At 53.5% G+C, this 15,082-nt stretch carries 13 protein-coding genes; 6 read left to right on the top strand and 7 right to left on the bottom strand.

From position 1 onward, the window contains the following. Positions 1–9 precede the first annotated feature (9 nt). From ACTJIK_RS23465 to ACTJIK_RS23455, 3 genes are read left to right on the top strand one after another with little or no spacing between them, the layout of a single operon-like run. Complete coding sequence (locus ACTJIK_RS23465; protein WP_440649981.1) at positions 10–225, top strand: hypothetical protein; 216 nt, start codon at positions 10–12, stop codon at positions 223–225. A 49-nt stretch (positions 226–274) separates the two neighbouring features. Beyond that, the gene (locus tag ACTJIK_RS23460) at positions 275–583 is read left to right on the top strand and encodes a GNAT family N-acetyltransferase (RefSeq protein WP_440649980.1); all 309 of its coding nucleotides are present in this window, start codon (positions 275–277) and stop codon (positions 581–583) included. Between the two features lie 9 nt (positions 584–592). Further along, positions 593–898 carry a GNAT family N-acetyltransferase gene (locus ACTJIK_RS23455; RefSeq protein ID WP_440649979.1) on the top strand — a complete coding sequence of 102 codons (306 nt, stop codon included), beginning with the start codon at positions 593–595 and terminating at the stop codon, positions 896–898. Positions 899–916: 18 nt separating this feature from the next. On the opposite strand, the gene ACTJIK_RS23450 is transcribed toward ACTJIK_RS23455, so the two are convergent. The 6 genes from ACTJIK_RS23450 to ACTJIK_RS23425 all read right to left on the bottom strand — a co-directional run bounded on the left by ACTJIK_RS23450 (position 917) and on the right by ACTJIK_RS23425 (position 10,252). Continuing rightward, positions 917–2,209, bottom strand: coding sequence for an eCIS core domain-containing protein (locus tag ACTJIK_RS23450; protein WP_440649978.1), 1,293 nt, complete (start codon positions 2,207–2,209; stop codon positions 917–919). A gap of 105 nt (positions 2,210–2,314) precedes the next feature. After that, a complete protein-coding gene (locus tag ACTJIK_RS23445; RefSeq protein WP_440649977.1) occupies positions 2,315–3,937 on the bottom strand; it encodes a SusD/RagB family nutrient-binding outer membrane lipoprotein in 1,623 nt (540 codons plus the stop codon). 18 nt (positions 3,938–3,955) lie between these two features. Beyond that, positions 3,956–7,735, bottom strand: a complete 3,780-nt coding sequence (locus tag ACTJIK_RS23440) for a SusC/RagA family TonB-linked outer membrane protein (protein ID WP_440649976.1) — start codon at positions 7,733–7,735, stop codon at positions 3,956–3,958. 122 nt (positions 7,736–7,857) lie between these two features. Continuing rightward, positions 7,858–8,910, bottom strand: coding sequence for a FecR family protein (locus ACTJIK_RS23435; RefSeq protein ID WP_440649975.1), 1,053 nt, complete (start codon positions 8,908–8,910; stop codon positions 7,858–7,860). Between the two features lie 72 nt (positions 8,911–8,982). Continuing rightward, positions 8,983–9,495 carry an RNA polymerase sigma factor gene (locus tag ACTJIK_RS23430; RefSeq protein WP_440649974.1) on the bottom strand — a complete coding sequence of 171 codons (513 nt, stop codon included), beginning with the start codon at positions 9,493–9,495 and terminating at the stop codon, positions 8,983–8,985. A 127-nt stretch (positions 9,496–9,622) separates the two neighbouring features. Continuing rightward, positions 9,623–10,252 (bottom strand): class I SAM-dependent methyltransferase, encoded by a 630-nt coding sequence (locus tag ACTJIK_RS23425; protein WP_440649973.1) that lies wholly within the window; start codon positions 10,250–10,252, stop codon positions 9,623–9,625. A 139-nt stretch (positions 10,253–10,391) separates the two neighbouring features. On the opposite strand from ACTJIK_RS23425, the gene ACTJIK_RS23420 reads away from it, so the two are divergent. Further along, complete coding sequence (locus ACTJIK_RS23420) at positions 10,392–12,800, top strand: ABC transporter permease (RefSeq protein ID WP_440649972.1); 2,409 nt, start codon at positions 10,392–10,394, stop codon at positions 12,798–12,800. A 74-nt stretch (positions 12,801–12,874) separates the two neighbouring features. Here ACTJIK_RS23420 and ACTJIK_RS23415 read toward each other — a convergent pair whose 3' ends face one another. Then, positions 12,875–13,384: a TlpA family protein disulfide reductase gene (locus ACTJIK_RS23415; protein ID WP_440649971.1), complete on the bottom strand. Its 510-nt coding sequence runs from the start codon at positions 13,382–13,384 to the stop codon at positions 12,875–12,877. Between the two features lie 353 nt (positions 13,385–13,737). Between ACTJIK_RS23415 and ACTJIK_RS23410 the strand changes: the two genes are divergently transcribed. Together ACTJIK_RS23410 and ACTJIK_RS23405 are read left to right on the top strand one after the other, a co-directional pair. Then, complete coding sequence (locus ACTJIK_RS23410) at positions 13,738–14,172, top strand: hypothetical protein (protein WP_440649969.1); 435 nt, start codon at positions 13,738–13,740, stop codon at positions 14,170–14,172. 74 nt (positions 14,173–14,246) lie between these two features. Next, positions 14,247–14,939, top strand: a complete 693-nt coding sequence (locus tag ACTJIK_RS23405; RefSeq protein ID WP_440649968.1) for a DUF1345 domain-containing protein — start codon at positions 14,247–14,249, stop codon at positions 14,937–14,939. Positions 14,940–15,082: the final 143 nt, after the last annotated feature.

Below are 15,082 nucleotides of genomic sequence, written 5' to 3'. Positions count from 1 at the left end.
AATATTGCCATGAAGCAACCCATCCAGCAACCCGATACGGAAACGCAAAAGAAGCACGAAGAGCAGGAAGGCCGCGAACATTCTTCCACCGGCGGCAAAATAAAAAAAGACAATCCTGAAGGCTCCGATGAAGCAACGGGCGGGCTCACCAAAGAAAACCTGCCGGACAGCACCAACGAATCCACCGGCGTGCCGGGTACCGGCCAGCGGCAGGATTCGAACTGAAACAAAGTAAGTTCCCCGGTATTATTATATTTGAAAAAATACCGGAGACATGAAAGAAGAATACAAGCCGCTGCCATTGGTGAAAAATGAAGCCATCCATCACTTCGAACTGGCGGTGGACGGGCATACGGCGTTCATCGACTACAAGCAAAGCGGAACCAAGGTGTGGCTGATCCATACCGAAGCTCCGGCAGCGCTGGAAGGCAAGGGCGTGGCAACTGCGCTGATCGAAAAAACGCTGGCTTACCTGGAAGAGCATCATTACACGCTCGTGCCGCTCTGCCCGCTGGTGCATGCCTACCTCAAGCGCCACCCGGAATGGCAGCGCCTGCTGGACCCTTCAGTGAAACCATTTTAAACTCCCAGTATGAGCGATGCAACTTACGAGGTGGTGAACAACCGGGAGAACCAGCAGTTCGAGGTGCGCCTGGACGGCGAGCTGGCGCAGCTTACTTACCGTTATTATAAAAAGGATATCGCATTTATGCATACCACAGTGCCCCCGGCCATGGCCGGCAAAGGGGTGGCTTCCGCGCTGGCGAGGGCGGCATTTGCTTTCGCGGCCGCCGAAAAAAAGCTGGTGATGGTGTATTGCCCGTTCGTGGCGGGTTTCATCAAGACCCATCCTGAATACCGCCATCAGCTGGACCCGGCTTATTACGGGAAAGCGTAAACGAATTAGCCGGTAACGTTATAAGGTCACTCTTTTTTCAAAGAAACGTTTTGCATGATCTTTCAGCATAGCATCCTGGAAAGCGGCGAGATTGGGATCGCCGCGCCTCTTCTCCATCAGCTGCGCCCATTCCTTTTGCACCTTGAGATAATCCGCGGCTACCTGCGCATAGTCCGAAAGCTCTATCAGGCCGCTGGGCGCTATGAATTCCTGGAACTGGAGCGTGTTGCCCGCCTTCACTTTTTCCCAGATCTTTCCCGCCTTTTCATCATCAATGCGGTCTTTGGCTTTCGCTTCCTGCAACCGCCAGGTGAAAAAGAGGTTTTCGATATAGGTCATGCCCAGGCCGGGTGAAAATTCCTTTTTCACCACATCGGGATCGGTAGAGGCTGCCGGACCGAAATTCATGGAGGGCTTGGCTTTCGCGATGCCCGAGATAATTTTTTCTTCATCCGCCCTCGTGGAGGTTTCCTCCTTCAAACCCGCCGCTATATGGTCTGCCAGCGTAGCCGGGGCCACACCGCCCCCGCCCGTGATATGGTTGCGCGCATGAATGGACTCGTGCACGGCCTGGCGGATAAATTCCTCGCCGCTGGTGGAATTGATGATGATCGCATCGCCGGACACGCTGCTGGAAGGCGCTTCTTCCGGTTCAAACAGGGCACCGGTTCCGCCACCTACTACCATCAGTTCCTTTTTCCCTTTGAACGGGGCCGACTTGTTGGTAATGCGGTTCGAGGCATCGTATTCCAGCGCTTCCTGGTGTTTCCTTTCCCAATTGAAGCTGGTGGTGCGCCACACATAATGCCTGTCCAGCGCGACAGCCACTTTCATAAATTCAGCGGACCCGGCCAGCAGGCGGATCAGCTTGTCCGGCACATTGTGGATCCTGGTATATTCTTCCAGCGCCTTCCCATATTCGCCGTTGGTAACGCGGAGGCATTGGATAGAAGGCCCTTTGCCCCGTTGCTGCACCACGTGCGTGAGCTCATGCGCCAGTATGCGTTTGCCGTTGCCTCCCGAAGGGTCATAGCGGCCTTTGTTGAAATAAATATCGTTGCCGTGCGTGAAGGCATGCGCGCCGAGGCTGCGGTTCATTTCCGCCGCACGGTCGTCCGTATGCACGCGCACATGGCTGAAATCGCTGCCAAAGTGGTGTTCCATTTCACCGCGCGTACTTACGGGCAGTGCATGACCGCCGCTTTTGGCGGAAATACCGGTTCCGCTGTCCGGGTGAACGGAGGGTGTGAAAAAGTTACGGCCTGGTTGCCTTTGTATGGGCGCCGGCGTATGCGGGGATTCTTTTTTCATATCCGCAGGATTTTGGGGGTTATCTAAAGTTACGGATAAATCCCGCAAAAAAGCGTTCCCGCCACGAAGGGCGGGAACGCGCACACAGGGTTTGATCGCATGCAGTTACTGCATCCAATATACTTTCACAGACACCTGGTCGGTAGGCGATTTACCGCCTGACGCTTTCTGCCAGTTGTCGTGGTTATTTACATTTTCATCGTCGGGGTAAGGCATACGGTTGATGGATAACGGCGGCAGGGCAGGATCGCGCGGGGTGAGCTGCGTTCTGCGGGCAATGGCCCAGGCTTCCCAGGGCTGGAACATCGTGGCCAGCCACGCCTGCGTCGCGATCTTCCTCAGCGCATCGGCATCGTTGGCGCCGTTGTACAATACCTTGGGATTGGCGAGCATGGCTGTGATCTGCAGCGCTGTTGGCGCGGTGGGCTTCGTCAGCCATATGGTGGATTGTTTTACGTATTCGTACCAGAAGTCCACGGACGAGCGGATGCCCGCTTCATATTCCGTTTTGGCCTTTACAATGTCTTTCGCCACGCCCATGCCCCGCTGGTAGATCTCCGCTTTCAGGAAATGCACGTCCGCCTCCGAGATCACGAGGATAGGGTAAAAAAGGCGGTCGTAGGCGATGAAGTAATTAAAGCTGGCGAACTTGTTGGTCGGGTCGGTGCCGAAAGGCCTGCGCACAGTGGTTTCGCTCCGGTACGGCGTACCGCCCTCCGCCTGTGAGCCGTCCTGCGGCTGGGGTACCCAGCGGTTGGCGTCGTTCGTCTGGAAAAACACGAAACACCGGGGATCAAAAATACCCGAGCCATCGCTGGCGTTGGTGGACGACATCTGGTTCCATACATTGCTGCTCATTCTTATGTTGGAGATAGACAGCTCGTGGTAGGAGTCCCATTTGCTGGCAAGCGCATCTTTGATAGTGCCTGCGGGAGCTACCAGGTTGGGCCAGAAGCCGAAATTATCCTTTTGCATAGCGCCGTGCTGCTGGTTGTTCGGCAGGGGCTTGTTCCCGTTGATGATCTCTGTAATAATAGCGGAAGCCAGCGCATTTTCTTTATTATAAAGTCTCACCGCGTAACGCAGGCGCAAAGCGTTGCCAAACTTTCTCCAGGCAACCAGGTCCTCGCCGAGATAACTTTCGGAAGAGCCGATGCTCACTTGAGAGGGGGCGGTCACAAGTCCATCCACCGCTTCTTTCAGGTCGCTCAGCACACTTTTATACACATCCGGCGCGGCATCGTATGCCGGCCTGTAATTGGCGCTTCCCTCGCTGGCCCTTGAGGCCTGGGTGTAGGGAATATCGCCATAGTAGTCGAGCATCCGCAGCGTTTTTGACGCGAGCAGTATGGTCGCCATATATTTCACATTGTTAAAAGAAGCGGGGTCGGTTTGTTCCGAGATCTTCTTCAGCAGTGCGCGGTAAGTATTGAGATCCGGGTAATACTGGCTCCAGAAGCCGCCCGCATAATTCACGAATGGAGTAGCGATATTCTGAAAGGCTTGCTGGTTGGCCGTGGGATACAACACACCTACGTTCAGCACATCATCGCCATACTTCCCGAGAGACGATACCAGGCCATTGTACAAACCGGGTATGGAAGCAGTTTCTTCGATGGCGTCTTTGTAAGGCTGGTTGATCTCGTCAAAATCTTTCCTGCAGGCGGCTGCACTCAGCAAAACACCGCAAACAAGAGAAGTATATAATATGTTTGGTACTTTTTTCATCGTCGGTCTTTTTAAGTTTTAGAGAGCGGCTTTTACGGTGAAGCCGAATGAGCGGATGCGCGGCATGGAAGAATATTCAATACCCTGCATGTTCCCGATACCGTTCACCCCTTCAGGATTCAGGCCTTTGGGGATGGTGGTGAAGATGTAGAACAGGTCGCGGCCGATCAGCGACAGGCTCAGGTTCTGAAAGATCTTTGTTTTGCGCACCAGGTCCTGGGGAAGTTGGTAGGTAAGCGCCACTTCGCGCAGTTTCATCCAGGTGTTTTCAAAAACAGATGCAGAACGTGGTACACCAACGTGGTTCCAGGAGGTGTAGGTGCCGAGATATTTCCACTGGTAGCCAACTACGTCGGTATTGGGTTTACCATCCGCGAATACACCGTCGAATATCACACCGGTGTTAGCCGTGGTGCCGTCCGGATAAAGGTAGGGAAGGCCGCCGCCATCTCTTTCTTTCAGCGTTTCCTTGAGCAGACCGTTGCCCATTGCCGCGGCATAGGTACCGAAGTACGTGTCGCCGCCGAACTTGCCGTCGGCCATTACATACAGGCTGAGCGACTTGTAGCGGAAGGTATTGGAGATGCCGCCGGTGAGGAAGGGCTGCGAGTTGCCGATGGGCACTTCGCTGCCGGTGAGCACCCATTGCGTGCCAGCCACGTGACGGTTGCCGTTCACTTCATAATACAGTTCCTCCTTGGTTTCAGGGTTAATAGCCCTCTGCACCACGCGTTTGCCGTTCAGGTAAGTGTAGTCCTTGCCATAGATCGTTCCGTAGTTCTCTCCCACTTTCACACGCTGTGAAACCCCGCTGCCGCCAAAGAAGCTTCCAAGCGTAAGTTCTTCCACGCCTTCATCCAGCGCCAATACTTTGTTCTGCGCATGTGCTCCGTTCACCGCTACGCTCCAGCTGAAATTTTTGGTGCTTACAGGGGTGGCGTTGATGATGAACTCGATCCCTTTGTTGCCCAGCGAGCCTTTGTTCAGCTGGATGCTTGTGTAACCTGAAGACTGGGGCAATGCATTGGTCAGTATCTGGTTGAATGTTTTCATGGTATAGGCCGTCACTTCCAGGTTCAGGCGGTTGTTGAACATCCCGAGGCTCAACCCTATCTCGTACTGACGGCTCCTTTGCGGCTCAATGCCGGTAAACTTCAGCGTGGATGGATAGGTTTGTGCCGCCTGGCCGTTGAAGTTCACGGTGTTTAGCACGTTGAAAATGGAATACGGATCGGTGTCGCTGCCGGTTTCCGCGTAGGAAAGACTCAGCTTACCGAAGCTCAGCCATGGTAAAGCATTTTGCACGGAGGTAATGCCGTCGGTGAATACATAGCTCAGGTTCGCGGAAGGGTAAAAGTATGCGTTATTGTCCTTGGCCAGGGTAGACGACCAGTCGTTGCGGCCCGTGAGCTGCAGGAACAAATAATTTTTATAGGACAGGTCAAGGAAACCGAAGCCGGAATTGATCTTTTTGGTAAAACGGAGCTCCTTCGCGGGGTCTGGCGCCTCGGAACCATTGTCGAGCGTGAAGATAAAGGGTTTGATGAACAGCCCTTTCGTACGGCTGCTCACCGTATAATCATTGCGGTAATATGATTCCACCCCGCCGGTAAGGCTTGCGTTCAGGAATTTGCCCCAGAGATTGTCTTTATACACCCTTACCATCGCATTCATGTTGCGGCTGAGGTTGCGCGACGTGGCTTCTTTGTAGGCGCCATTCGTTCCCTGGATATTTTTAGGATATTCCCTGATCTCTGTACCGTCTGAAGAATTATCCACGCTTCCCTGGGCGGTAACCGTGAGCCAGTCCGTCACATTGGCCGTCAGTTTCAGGCCGCCGATCAGCTGGTTGCGGTTGAAGGTGGTATTGTTCTGGTAAATATTCCAGTACGAATTGGCCATATAAGAATAGTACGGATAAGGCGGGGTATTCGCGGGAAATTCACCCCGGGATGTAACATCACGCTGCGAGCCGTCTGCCTTGGTATTGTTCAGGCGTTCCACGTCGGAACGGTAATCTCTCGTGGCCGCGTAGGAAAAGCCGGCCATAAAAGCGCCGGCTCCTACGGGCGGGGTGTTCAGCCGGGTATAATTCACATAGCTTGCTGTGATGTCTGCGGACAATATTTTACTGATCTTGATGCTGGAACCAAGATTGAATGTGTTGTTCTTGTAGTTGCTGTTGAGGATGTTCGCCTTGCTGTCGTCTCTCGTGTAGGAAAAGCGCACGGTACCCACGTCGCCGCCGCCTGATACGGAGATATTATGCTGGTTCACGTTCCCGTCGGGAAAATAATCTTTCCAGTTGTCCGGCTGTGCGGAATAAGGCCTTTGTACGCCATCATACCAGAGTATCGGCTGGTTATCGAAGCGTGGCCCCCAGGAAAGGCCGCTGGGGAAAGAAAAGATATTCCATGCCTGCGTGGTATTGGTATAAGGCAAAAACCCCCAGGCGCCGGTCTTGTAATCACCCGCGGTAAAACTGCCCGAGTAGGTGCCGATCTGCATGCGCTGGCCGTTCACATTCGTGGGGAATTGTTTCTGCTGGTCCGCCGTCCACATAGAGCCCACCAGGCCGGAGCCGTAGGAGTTCTGGAAATCGAGGAACTCATAGACCTGTGTTTTACGCGTGGAAAAGGAATAATCCACCCCGAGCCCTTTACGCTTCTCGCCCTTCTTGCGGGTTACGAGGATCACGCCATTGGCGCCGCGTGCTCCGTATAAAGCTGCAGCAGCGGGACCTTTCAGCACGGTCACGTCTTCGATGTCTTCGGGATTGATGAAGTTGAGACCCGTGCCCCAGTCGTTATATCCGCTCACATCCGCGCCCTGCTGGGTGCCAACTGCGCCGCCTCCGCCATTGTTGTCGTTGTTGTTCACGGGGTCGTTGTTGATGGCCACACCGTCCACGATGATGAGCGCGCGGTTATCGCCTGTCAGCGAAGTGTTGCCGCGGATCACCAGGCGCGAAGAGCCGCCTTCCACCCCCCCGGAGGCATTGCTGATGTTCAGGCCGGCCACTTTACCCATCAGGCCCTGCGCAATGGTGGGGGCCTGCGCGATGTTGATATCGTCGCCGGTCACTTTCTGTACGGAATAACCAAGCGAGCGGGGAGAGCGTTTCACGCCCATTGCGGTTACCACTACTTCTCCCAGCGCCTTTTCATCTGTTTCAAGCGTTACGGCGTAAGTGGTTTCCGCGGTTACATGCAGGGAAACGGTCTTGAACCCGATGGCCGAAAACTCCAGCACATCGCCGTCTTCCGCGTCCAGTTCAAACCGGCCGTTCGCATCGGTGCTGGCGCCTTTACGGGTGCCTTTGATCACGACGTTAACGCCGGGAAGGGGAATGCCCTGGTTGTCTTTCACGGTGCCCGTTACTTTTTTGAATGCAGCGTTTTCGAGTACGGCGGCCATCTGGCGCTCGCTCTGCAGGATGCTCAGCAGGCGGCTGCGTTTCAGCACCACCTGGCTGCCGATGGCTTCAAATTGAATATCATAAGGCTGAAACAGCTGGGCAAACACGCGCGCCAGCGTTTCATCTTTTGCCTGAAGGCTCACCTTTTCCTTTTCAGGAATGGTGTTACGGGTGTAGGAAAATTTCACGCCGGCCTTCCGGCTGATCTTTTCCAGCACCGTCCGGAACGCTTCATTTTCCACGGTCAGGGATATTTTCTTGTCTAAGATGCCTTGTCCGTTTGCAGGAGCGGCAGTTGCCACCACGGAAATAGCAAGTGTCAGAAAATAATGTACCAGTGCGGCCTTCATAAAAAACGAAGTGGAATAAATTTTCTTCATTGCTGAACGATTTAGTTGATAAAACATAGCTTCATTCGGGCACAGGAGCGCCCGGGCCGGGTATGACGGCCTTTTTCCTCAATTTTGGTAGTATATAGCGATTGATTGTCCCTCTTTACTGTTTACCTGCAGCCTTTACCTTCTATCGTTATGCCATAGCTGCTCATACTGTACGATGCATCGACGGTTCTGGTGATCACTTTTAATATCTCTTCCAGGCTCTCATCTCCCAATGATATAGTGATATAACAATTATCAAACGTGTCGGAATTATAGTTCACGGGGATAGCATACATTTTTTCCAGTGTTTTTAACACGGCGCCGAGCGGCGCTTCCTGGAAATCGTAGCTGGTTCTTTTCGGCAGCGTAATAGCAACCGGGGGCTCGCCGCTCCACTCACGGGTGGTCAGCGCCCGGAAATCTTCCGTCAGCGAAACCACCTGCTTCGGCAGCACAATGCGGGCGGCAGACTGCTCAAGGTCCTGCCCTTTCAGGTATACGGATACTTTCCCGGTGCTCACCGCCACGGATTCTTTCCCGCCGGAGGCGTTCACCCTGAAACTGGTGCCCAGCACCTTTACCACCACATGCTGCGTATAGATATAAAAAGGCTTCTGGGGGTTGGGCGCCACATCAAAAAATGCATCGCCGGAAAGGGTGATCTCCCTTTTATCACCATTCATTAATAAGTTGTAGGAAATACGCGCGCCTTTGGACAAAATCACTTTCGACCCGTCGGGCAGGAACAGCAGCTCGTCTTCCTTATTGCCATTGTAGCGCACCACATCCGTCATCTGCATTTCGGTTGCGGCTATTCCCAGGCTGCTTTTCGGGGTGGAGAAAGGGAAGAATGCCACTGCAACGATAGCCCCGGTGATCACCGCGGCGACCATCCAGTACCACTTCTTCGCGGAACGGCCAGCCGGCGCGATACCCGCTTTGATATTGCTGAGCATCCCGTCCAGCTTGTCTTCCGGCACATCTTCGGGCGCTTCCTGCCCTGCCATCCTCATTTCGAGGATGAAACGGCGGGCTTCTTCAGCCACAGCGGCATTGCCGGCCTCCGCCGCTATCCATTGCAGCCAGTATTCGGCATACGGGCTCTGGGGGTTCACCACCCAGTCTATGAACCGGTTGTCCAGCAGTAAGGCGTGTATGTGCGCTTCGTTATGCATCGCGTATATAAGGTAATGGAGCGTTCCGTCACTATATACTCACTTTGGCAGGATAATTTTAAAAAAAGTTTTCTAGAACCGGTCCGGGCGGGCGGCGTAGGCTTTGCGCAGGGCTTTGAGGGCGCGCTGCATGAGGTTGAGCACAGACTGGTAGTTCATGCCCATCAGCTCCGCGATCTGCTCGTAGGGGAAATTGTGGTAAAAACGAAGATGGATCACTTCCTGCTGGCGGAGCGGCAATTGTTCCAGCAAATGTTTGAGGGTATTGCGCGTTTGGACTTCCACTTCCCGGGCCATTATTTCCAGCTCCACGTATTCCACCTGCAGGCTGTCTGAAGCGAGGCGCAGCTCGGATTCGCTGATGAAAGACTGCCGGGAATGGGCTTTGGCGAGTTTGTTGCGCAGGGCGCGGAACAGGTAATATTCAGGGTGGGTGGTTTCGGAAAGGTTCCTGCGGTTCTTCCACAGCTCGATGAAGAGGTCCTGTATGCTGTCCTGTATCAGGTCCAGGTTGTGGGTGATCTTGCGGCCATACCGGATCATGGATTTCACATGGGCGCGATATATTTCCTCCAGGGCATGCATATCCCCGTTCTTAAACTTTTCCCAGATAATATTGTGTTCCCCCGGAGGCAAGTAAAATGTGTTAAGCTGTTGCAGCGAATTTCATTGTTCTTTACCAAGTTAGAACTTCCCACAGGTATTTCCTAATTTATATTTTCCGCTCCAGCACCGAGCCCTGCAGGTATTTCATCTTCACAAACGAGTCCGTTTCTTCAAAACCCGCATCCAGCCAAAGCTGCCGGCAGCGAGGGTTGGCATACAGCACTTTCAGCGGGCGGCTTTCCCGGCCAAGGCTTTCCATTACCTTCTGTATAAATGCCTGCATCACCGTTTCGTCGAAAGGATTAAAAAGAAAGATGACGCCGATGTGGTCCGGCACATCATAATACCGTGCATCCATGCAATGAACGGTATAGCGGCCTTGCGGAATGGCTTTGCAAAGCCGGGGAGAGATCTCTATTCCTGTTACCGAACTGAACCCGTATGCCGCCGCAATGGCCAGCACCCGGCCTTTTCCGCAGCCCACGTCCAGGAAACCGGTGTTTTTTTCTTCCGCCGTCACACGGTCCATCAGCCACTCGGCGGAAAAATAATTCACCGGCTCGTACATAGTGATATGCACGCGGTCTTCAGCGGGCATGATCCCTTTCAGGTTATCGGTGCCGGTAGTATTGATACCGTACCGGCGCTCCCCCGCGATCTCGCGCTTCACAATAAAAAAAGCAAGAGGGAGGTTCCAATACCAGGCAACATACAGGAAATGGATGAGGTACTTCACTTACCGAATGTACGAAGTGTCCGCTAGCGGACAATCGCCGACCGGGAACGGACAGCCTCCGGCAGAAAAAGCATTGGTTATCAGCAACATAAACACCGGCACCTTTTTCGTAATTTTAGGAGCGGTCCAATTCTTTCTTATGTTTTCGAACTATGTTAAAATAGCCTGGCGCAACTTCCGCAAGAGCCGGTTCTATGCCGCTGTGAATGTACTGGGGCTTTCCGCGGGTATCGGGTTCGCCTTGCTGGTGGCGGCTTTTGTGTGGAAAGAACTGAATGTGAACAAGAACCTGAAGAACGCAGACCGGCACTACATTATCCAGAGCCGCTGGAAGGAAGAGAACCAGGGCGGAGAGCTGACCACGATCGGCATGCTGGCAAGGGCCATGAAAGAAGAATATCCGCACCTGGTGCGTAATTTTTACCGCTGGGACGGCGTGACCACCACGGTAGCCCGCGGCGATAAAGCTTTCAGGGAAGGGATACACCTGGGAGACAGCACGCTGCTGGATATGTATGGCTTCACCCTTGCGCAGGGCGATCCTAAAACGGCACTGACGGCGCCCTACAGCGTTGTGATCACGGAGAAGATAGCGAAGAAATATTTCGGCAAAACGAACGTGCTGGGCGAAACCCTGGATATTTCCAATTTCGGCGGCACCAAGCAGGCTTTTACTATCACCGGCGTATTGGAAGACCTGGCAGATAATTCCATCACCAGCCTGGACCCGGACGATATCAACCAATTCTTCATCTCCACCGGCAACATGCCGTTCTTCAACCGCGATATCAACAACTGGTTCACCAAATACACGATCGGCTATGTAGAGCTGCAGCCCGGGATAACGCCCGGCTCGCTGGCAAAACCCATGAAAGATCTCCTGAAGAAGAACGCCCAGGCCAATATATCAGAGAACCTCACGCCGGTATTGGTTTCGCTCAGTCAATACCACCTGGATGCCAACAACGGCATCGTGCGGAAAATGCTGTATGCCCTTTCCGCAGCAGCACTCTTCATTCTTTTTATGGCCATCATCAATTTCGTGAACCTTTCCATCAGCAAATCCTCTTCGCGCATGAAGGAGATCGGTGTGAGGAAAGTATTGGGCGGGCTCAGGAAACAGCTGATCCTGCAATTCCTCACGGAATCCACCATCACCGTTACAGTGGCCACTTGTTTCGCGTTCCTGCTCTACCTGGCCGGGCGCAATTATTTTTCCAGGATGCTGGGCACCAGCATTCCCGGCCTGACGGACTTTCCTCTTCATTTTATCATTTATCCTATACTGTTTATCCTGTTCACCGGCCTGCTGGCCGGCATCTACCCGGCTTTCATGCTCTCCTCGCTCCAATCGGTGGATTCGTTGAAGGGCAGGCCGGGAACGGTGAAAGAAAATATCTGGATGCGGAAAGCGCTGATCACTTTCCAGTTCTTCACCGCCGCCGTAGTACTGATCGGCGCCCTCATCATCAGCCAGCAGATCGGGTTCCTGTTCAAGAAAGACCTGGGCTACGACCGCGAATTCGTGATCGCTGCGCAGCTGCCCCGTAACTGGTCGCCCGAAGGGCTGCAGAAAATGTACAGCACCCGCGACCAGCTTGCCACGCTGAACGATGTTGAAAAAGTGAGTCTTTCTTACGAGATACCTGACGCCAATTATTCCGGCACTCGCCCTTTCTTTAAGCCCGGCACCGATTCCACTTCCGCCATTTCTTCCATGACCATTTTCACCGATCTCAAATACGCTTCATTGTACAACCTGCACATGAGCGCCGGGGATTATTTTACGAAAGACGTGAAGCTGGCGGACCCGCTGAAGGTGGTGGTCAACGAAACCTTTGCAAGGTCCATGGGCTGGACGCCGCAGGAAGCGCTGAACCAGGCCATCCGAGCGGCAGACGGCGATCAGCGCGTATATCACGTGGCAGGCGTGCTTAAAGATTTCCACTTCAAGACCATGCACCAGAAGATAGAGCCTATGATGATCCTTTCCATTGATCTCGCAGTGATGTACCGGTACATGTCCTTTAAGCTGAAGCCCGGCTCTCCTTCCGCCAGGATTGAAGCTGTGCGCAAAAAATGGGCGGAACTGATGCCCGGCGCGCCATTCGAATATACTTTTATTAACGACCGGCTGAAGAGGCTCTATTCCGTGGAAATGCAGCTGAAGAGCGGCACTTACATTGCAACCGGGCTGTCGCTGGTAATCGTGCTGCTGGGCATACTGGGACTGGTTTCCCTGAGCGTGCAGAAACGCACCAAGGAGATCGGGATACGCAAGGTATTGGGAGCATCCGTGGGCGGTATCGCCGCGCTGTTCATGAAAGATTTTCTCTGGATGATCGTGGTTGGCGCGATAGCGGCCATTCCGGTTGCCTTCCTGCTCATGCGGAAATGGTTGGGAAATTATACTTACCGGGTGGATATTACGGCCCATCCCTTCGTGCTTACCATACTGATCCTGGGCGTTGCGTCTATGCTGCTGATAGTGCTTCAAACATTAAAGGCCGCTGTGGCCAACCCGGTTAAGAGCCTGCGGAGCGAATAAAAAATTACCGGCATAAAACAGTGAAGCCCCGGCCTTTCCGTGCCGGGGCTTCCTTTCTCTGCAAATGGTACCCGTTAATGTTGTAAGACCTGCTCCAGCTGCAGCCGGAGCTTCGTTTCCACTTCAGGGCCTTCGAAGCCAATATTGCCGAAGCGGATATTTCCATTCCTGTCGATGATGTAGGTGGCAGGTATGATGTTGAACCTGAACTTCTCCCCCACTTCCGGGTCGGTATTGTAATATACGGGGAAGGAATATTGCCTGTGGCCTTTCCAGCCCTGCGCATCCGCGAGGGTATTGCGCGCACCGCTGTTCACGATCATGAACACCACATCGGGATTACTTTTGTACTGGTCGTACAACCGCTGCACATAAGGCATTTCTTCCATACAGGGAATGCACCAGGTAGCCCAGAAATCGATGAGGATCACTTTGTTCTTCAGTGCTTCTGTTTTCACCGGGTTGCCCTTCATGTCCACGAAAGCGGCAAGGGAAGGCGCGGGACGGTTGATCTGCTGCGCCGCGATCTTTGCCGCCAGCTCTTTTTCGCGGAGCGCATTCAGTGCCGCCAGTTCTTCCCGCATGCCGGCCTGCTTGTAAAACAGCGCTGCATTGTCCTGCGGTTGGTTTATGGCCTTAAAAGTACCAAAAATCGTCCGCTTTTGAGATAAAGTGTCCGCTTTTGAAAATCACCGTTTTCCCGGAACCGGTTGTCACTGTACCGGTTATACGGCTTCCGGGAAGCGGTGTATGCACCGCTGCCGTCAAACCCGCCACAGATACCGGTGTCCGCATAAATCCCAATTCCGGACAATGGCCGCTCAACCACTCCATTAATACCTATTCGCTTGCCTCCCGCCCTGCATGGAGCTAATTTTACACCATCAAACAACGCAAACACAAAACAACATTTCAAATCCAAAAAAACTCTATAATCATGAAAAAGCTCATCCTCCTCGCCGCTATCGTTCTTTCAGCCGCCGCATCTTTCGGCCGCGATATCGATAACCGTAAAGTACAGCTCGCCTTCGACCGCGTGTTTGCAGGCGCCGCCAATGTTCAATGGTACGAAACGGACAACAACTACATGGCCAAGTTCACCCTCAGGGCCAGTAAGGTGACCGCTCACTTCAATAAAGACGGTACCCTCCTCGCCACTTCGCGCATCATCACCGATACAGAGCTTCCGCTGGAAGTGGTCTCCACCCTCATCCGCAAATTCCGCGACCAGAAGATCCACAGTGTAATGGAATACGTGGTGGATGGCAACACATACTACGCCATCACCCTGGAAAGCGCAACGCAATGGACCGTGCTCAGGACCAACAGCATCGGCGAAGCCATCGTGATGAAAAAACTTCAGAAAGCATAATCCTCTACTTCCGCCAGCGAAAAAACTGAAGCGTGTGCCAAACGGGTACACGCTTTTTTTGTGTAACTTTAGCCATGCCTCTGCATGAGCCTAAAAATAAATTCCTGCGCCTGCTGCTGCAATTGCATCCTTTCCATAAGGTGCTGGCGGGCGCCCTGGCGGCCCTTATTGTTTACCTGCTGGTGCGTAATGCGCAGCTGAACGACCTGGTGCTGTATATGCTGCTCTGGGAAGCGTTCGGACTTACCTACATCCTTATTACCTGGAGCATATTTTTCACCCGCTCTATAGACGAGATACGCAAAACAGCCCGGGTAGACGATGGCGGGCGGACCTTTGTATACAGTTTTATTCTCGTCGCTTCTCTCGCCAGCATGATCATCGTGCTGCTGCTGATATTGTCGAACAACGCGGGAGGCACAGCCATGGCGGTTTACCTGCCCGTGGCCATCGGCGGGATACTTATCTCATGGTGGCTCGTGCATACCACGCTCTCCATCCACTACGCCAATCTTTATTACGACGACGATGAGAACGACGTTACCAGGCACGCCGGCGGACTGGATTTTCCTCATACCAAACAACCGGATTACCTGGATTTCGCCTACTTCGCGTTCGTCATTGGCATGACCTTCCAGGTGTCCGACGTACAGGTGGTTTCGCGGAAGATCAGGCGGGTGGCGCTGGTGCATGGCCTGCTTTCTTTTTTCCTGAACACATTTGCAGTGGCGCTTACCGTAAACCTGATCGCGGGCATCCGGAATTAGATCCATAAAAAAAACTTTCTCCGGCAGCAGCCAGCGAAGCCCGTCATTGCGAGAAGCAGCGGGCGTTTGTGCTGGAGCCGCGACGAAGCGATCTCCCGATATCAGCGTGCGTCACTTCAATGAAGGAGGCTGCTTCGGCGCCC

The sequence above is a fragment of the Chitinophaga sp. 22620 genome (assembly GCF_052044405.1).
Lineage (GTDB): Bacteria > Bacteroidota > Bacteroidia > Chitinophagales > Chitinophagaceae > Chitinophaga.
The sequence above is the reverse complement of the archived record's forward strand: the minus strand, read 5'-3'. Positions and strand labels throughout refer to the sequence as shown.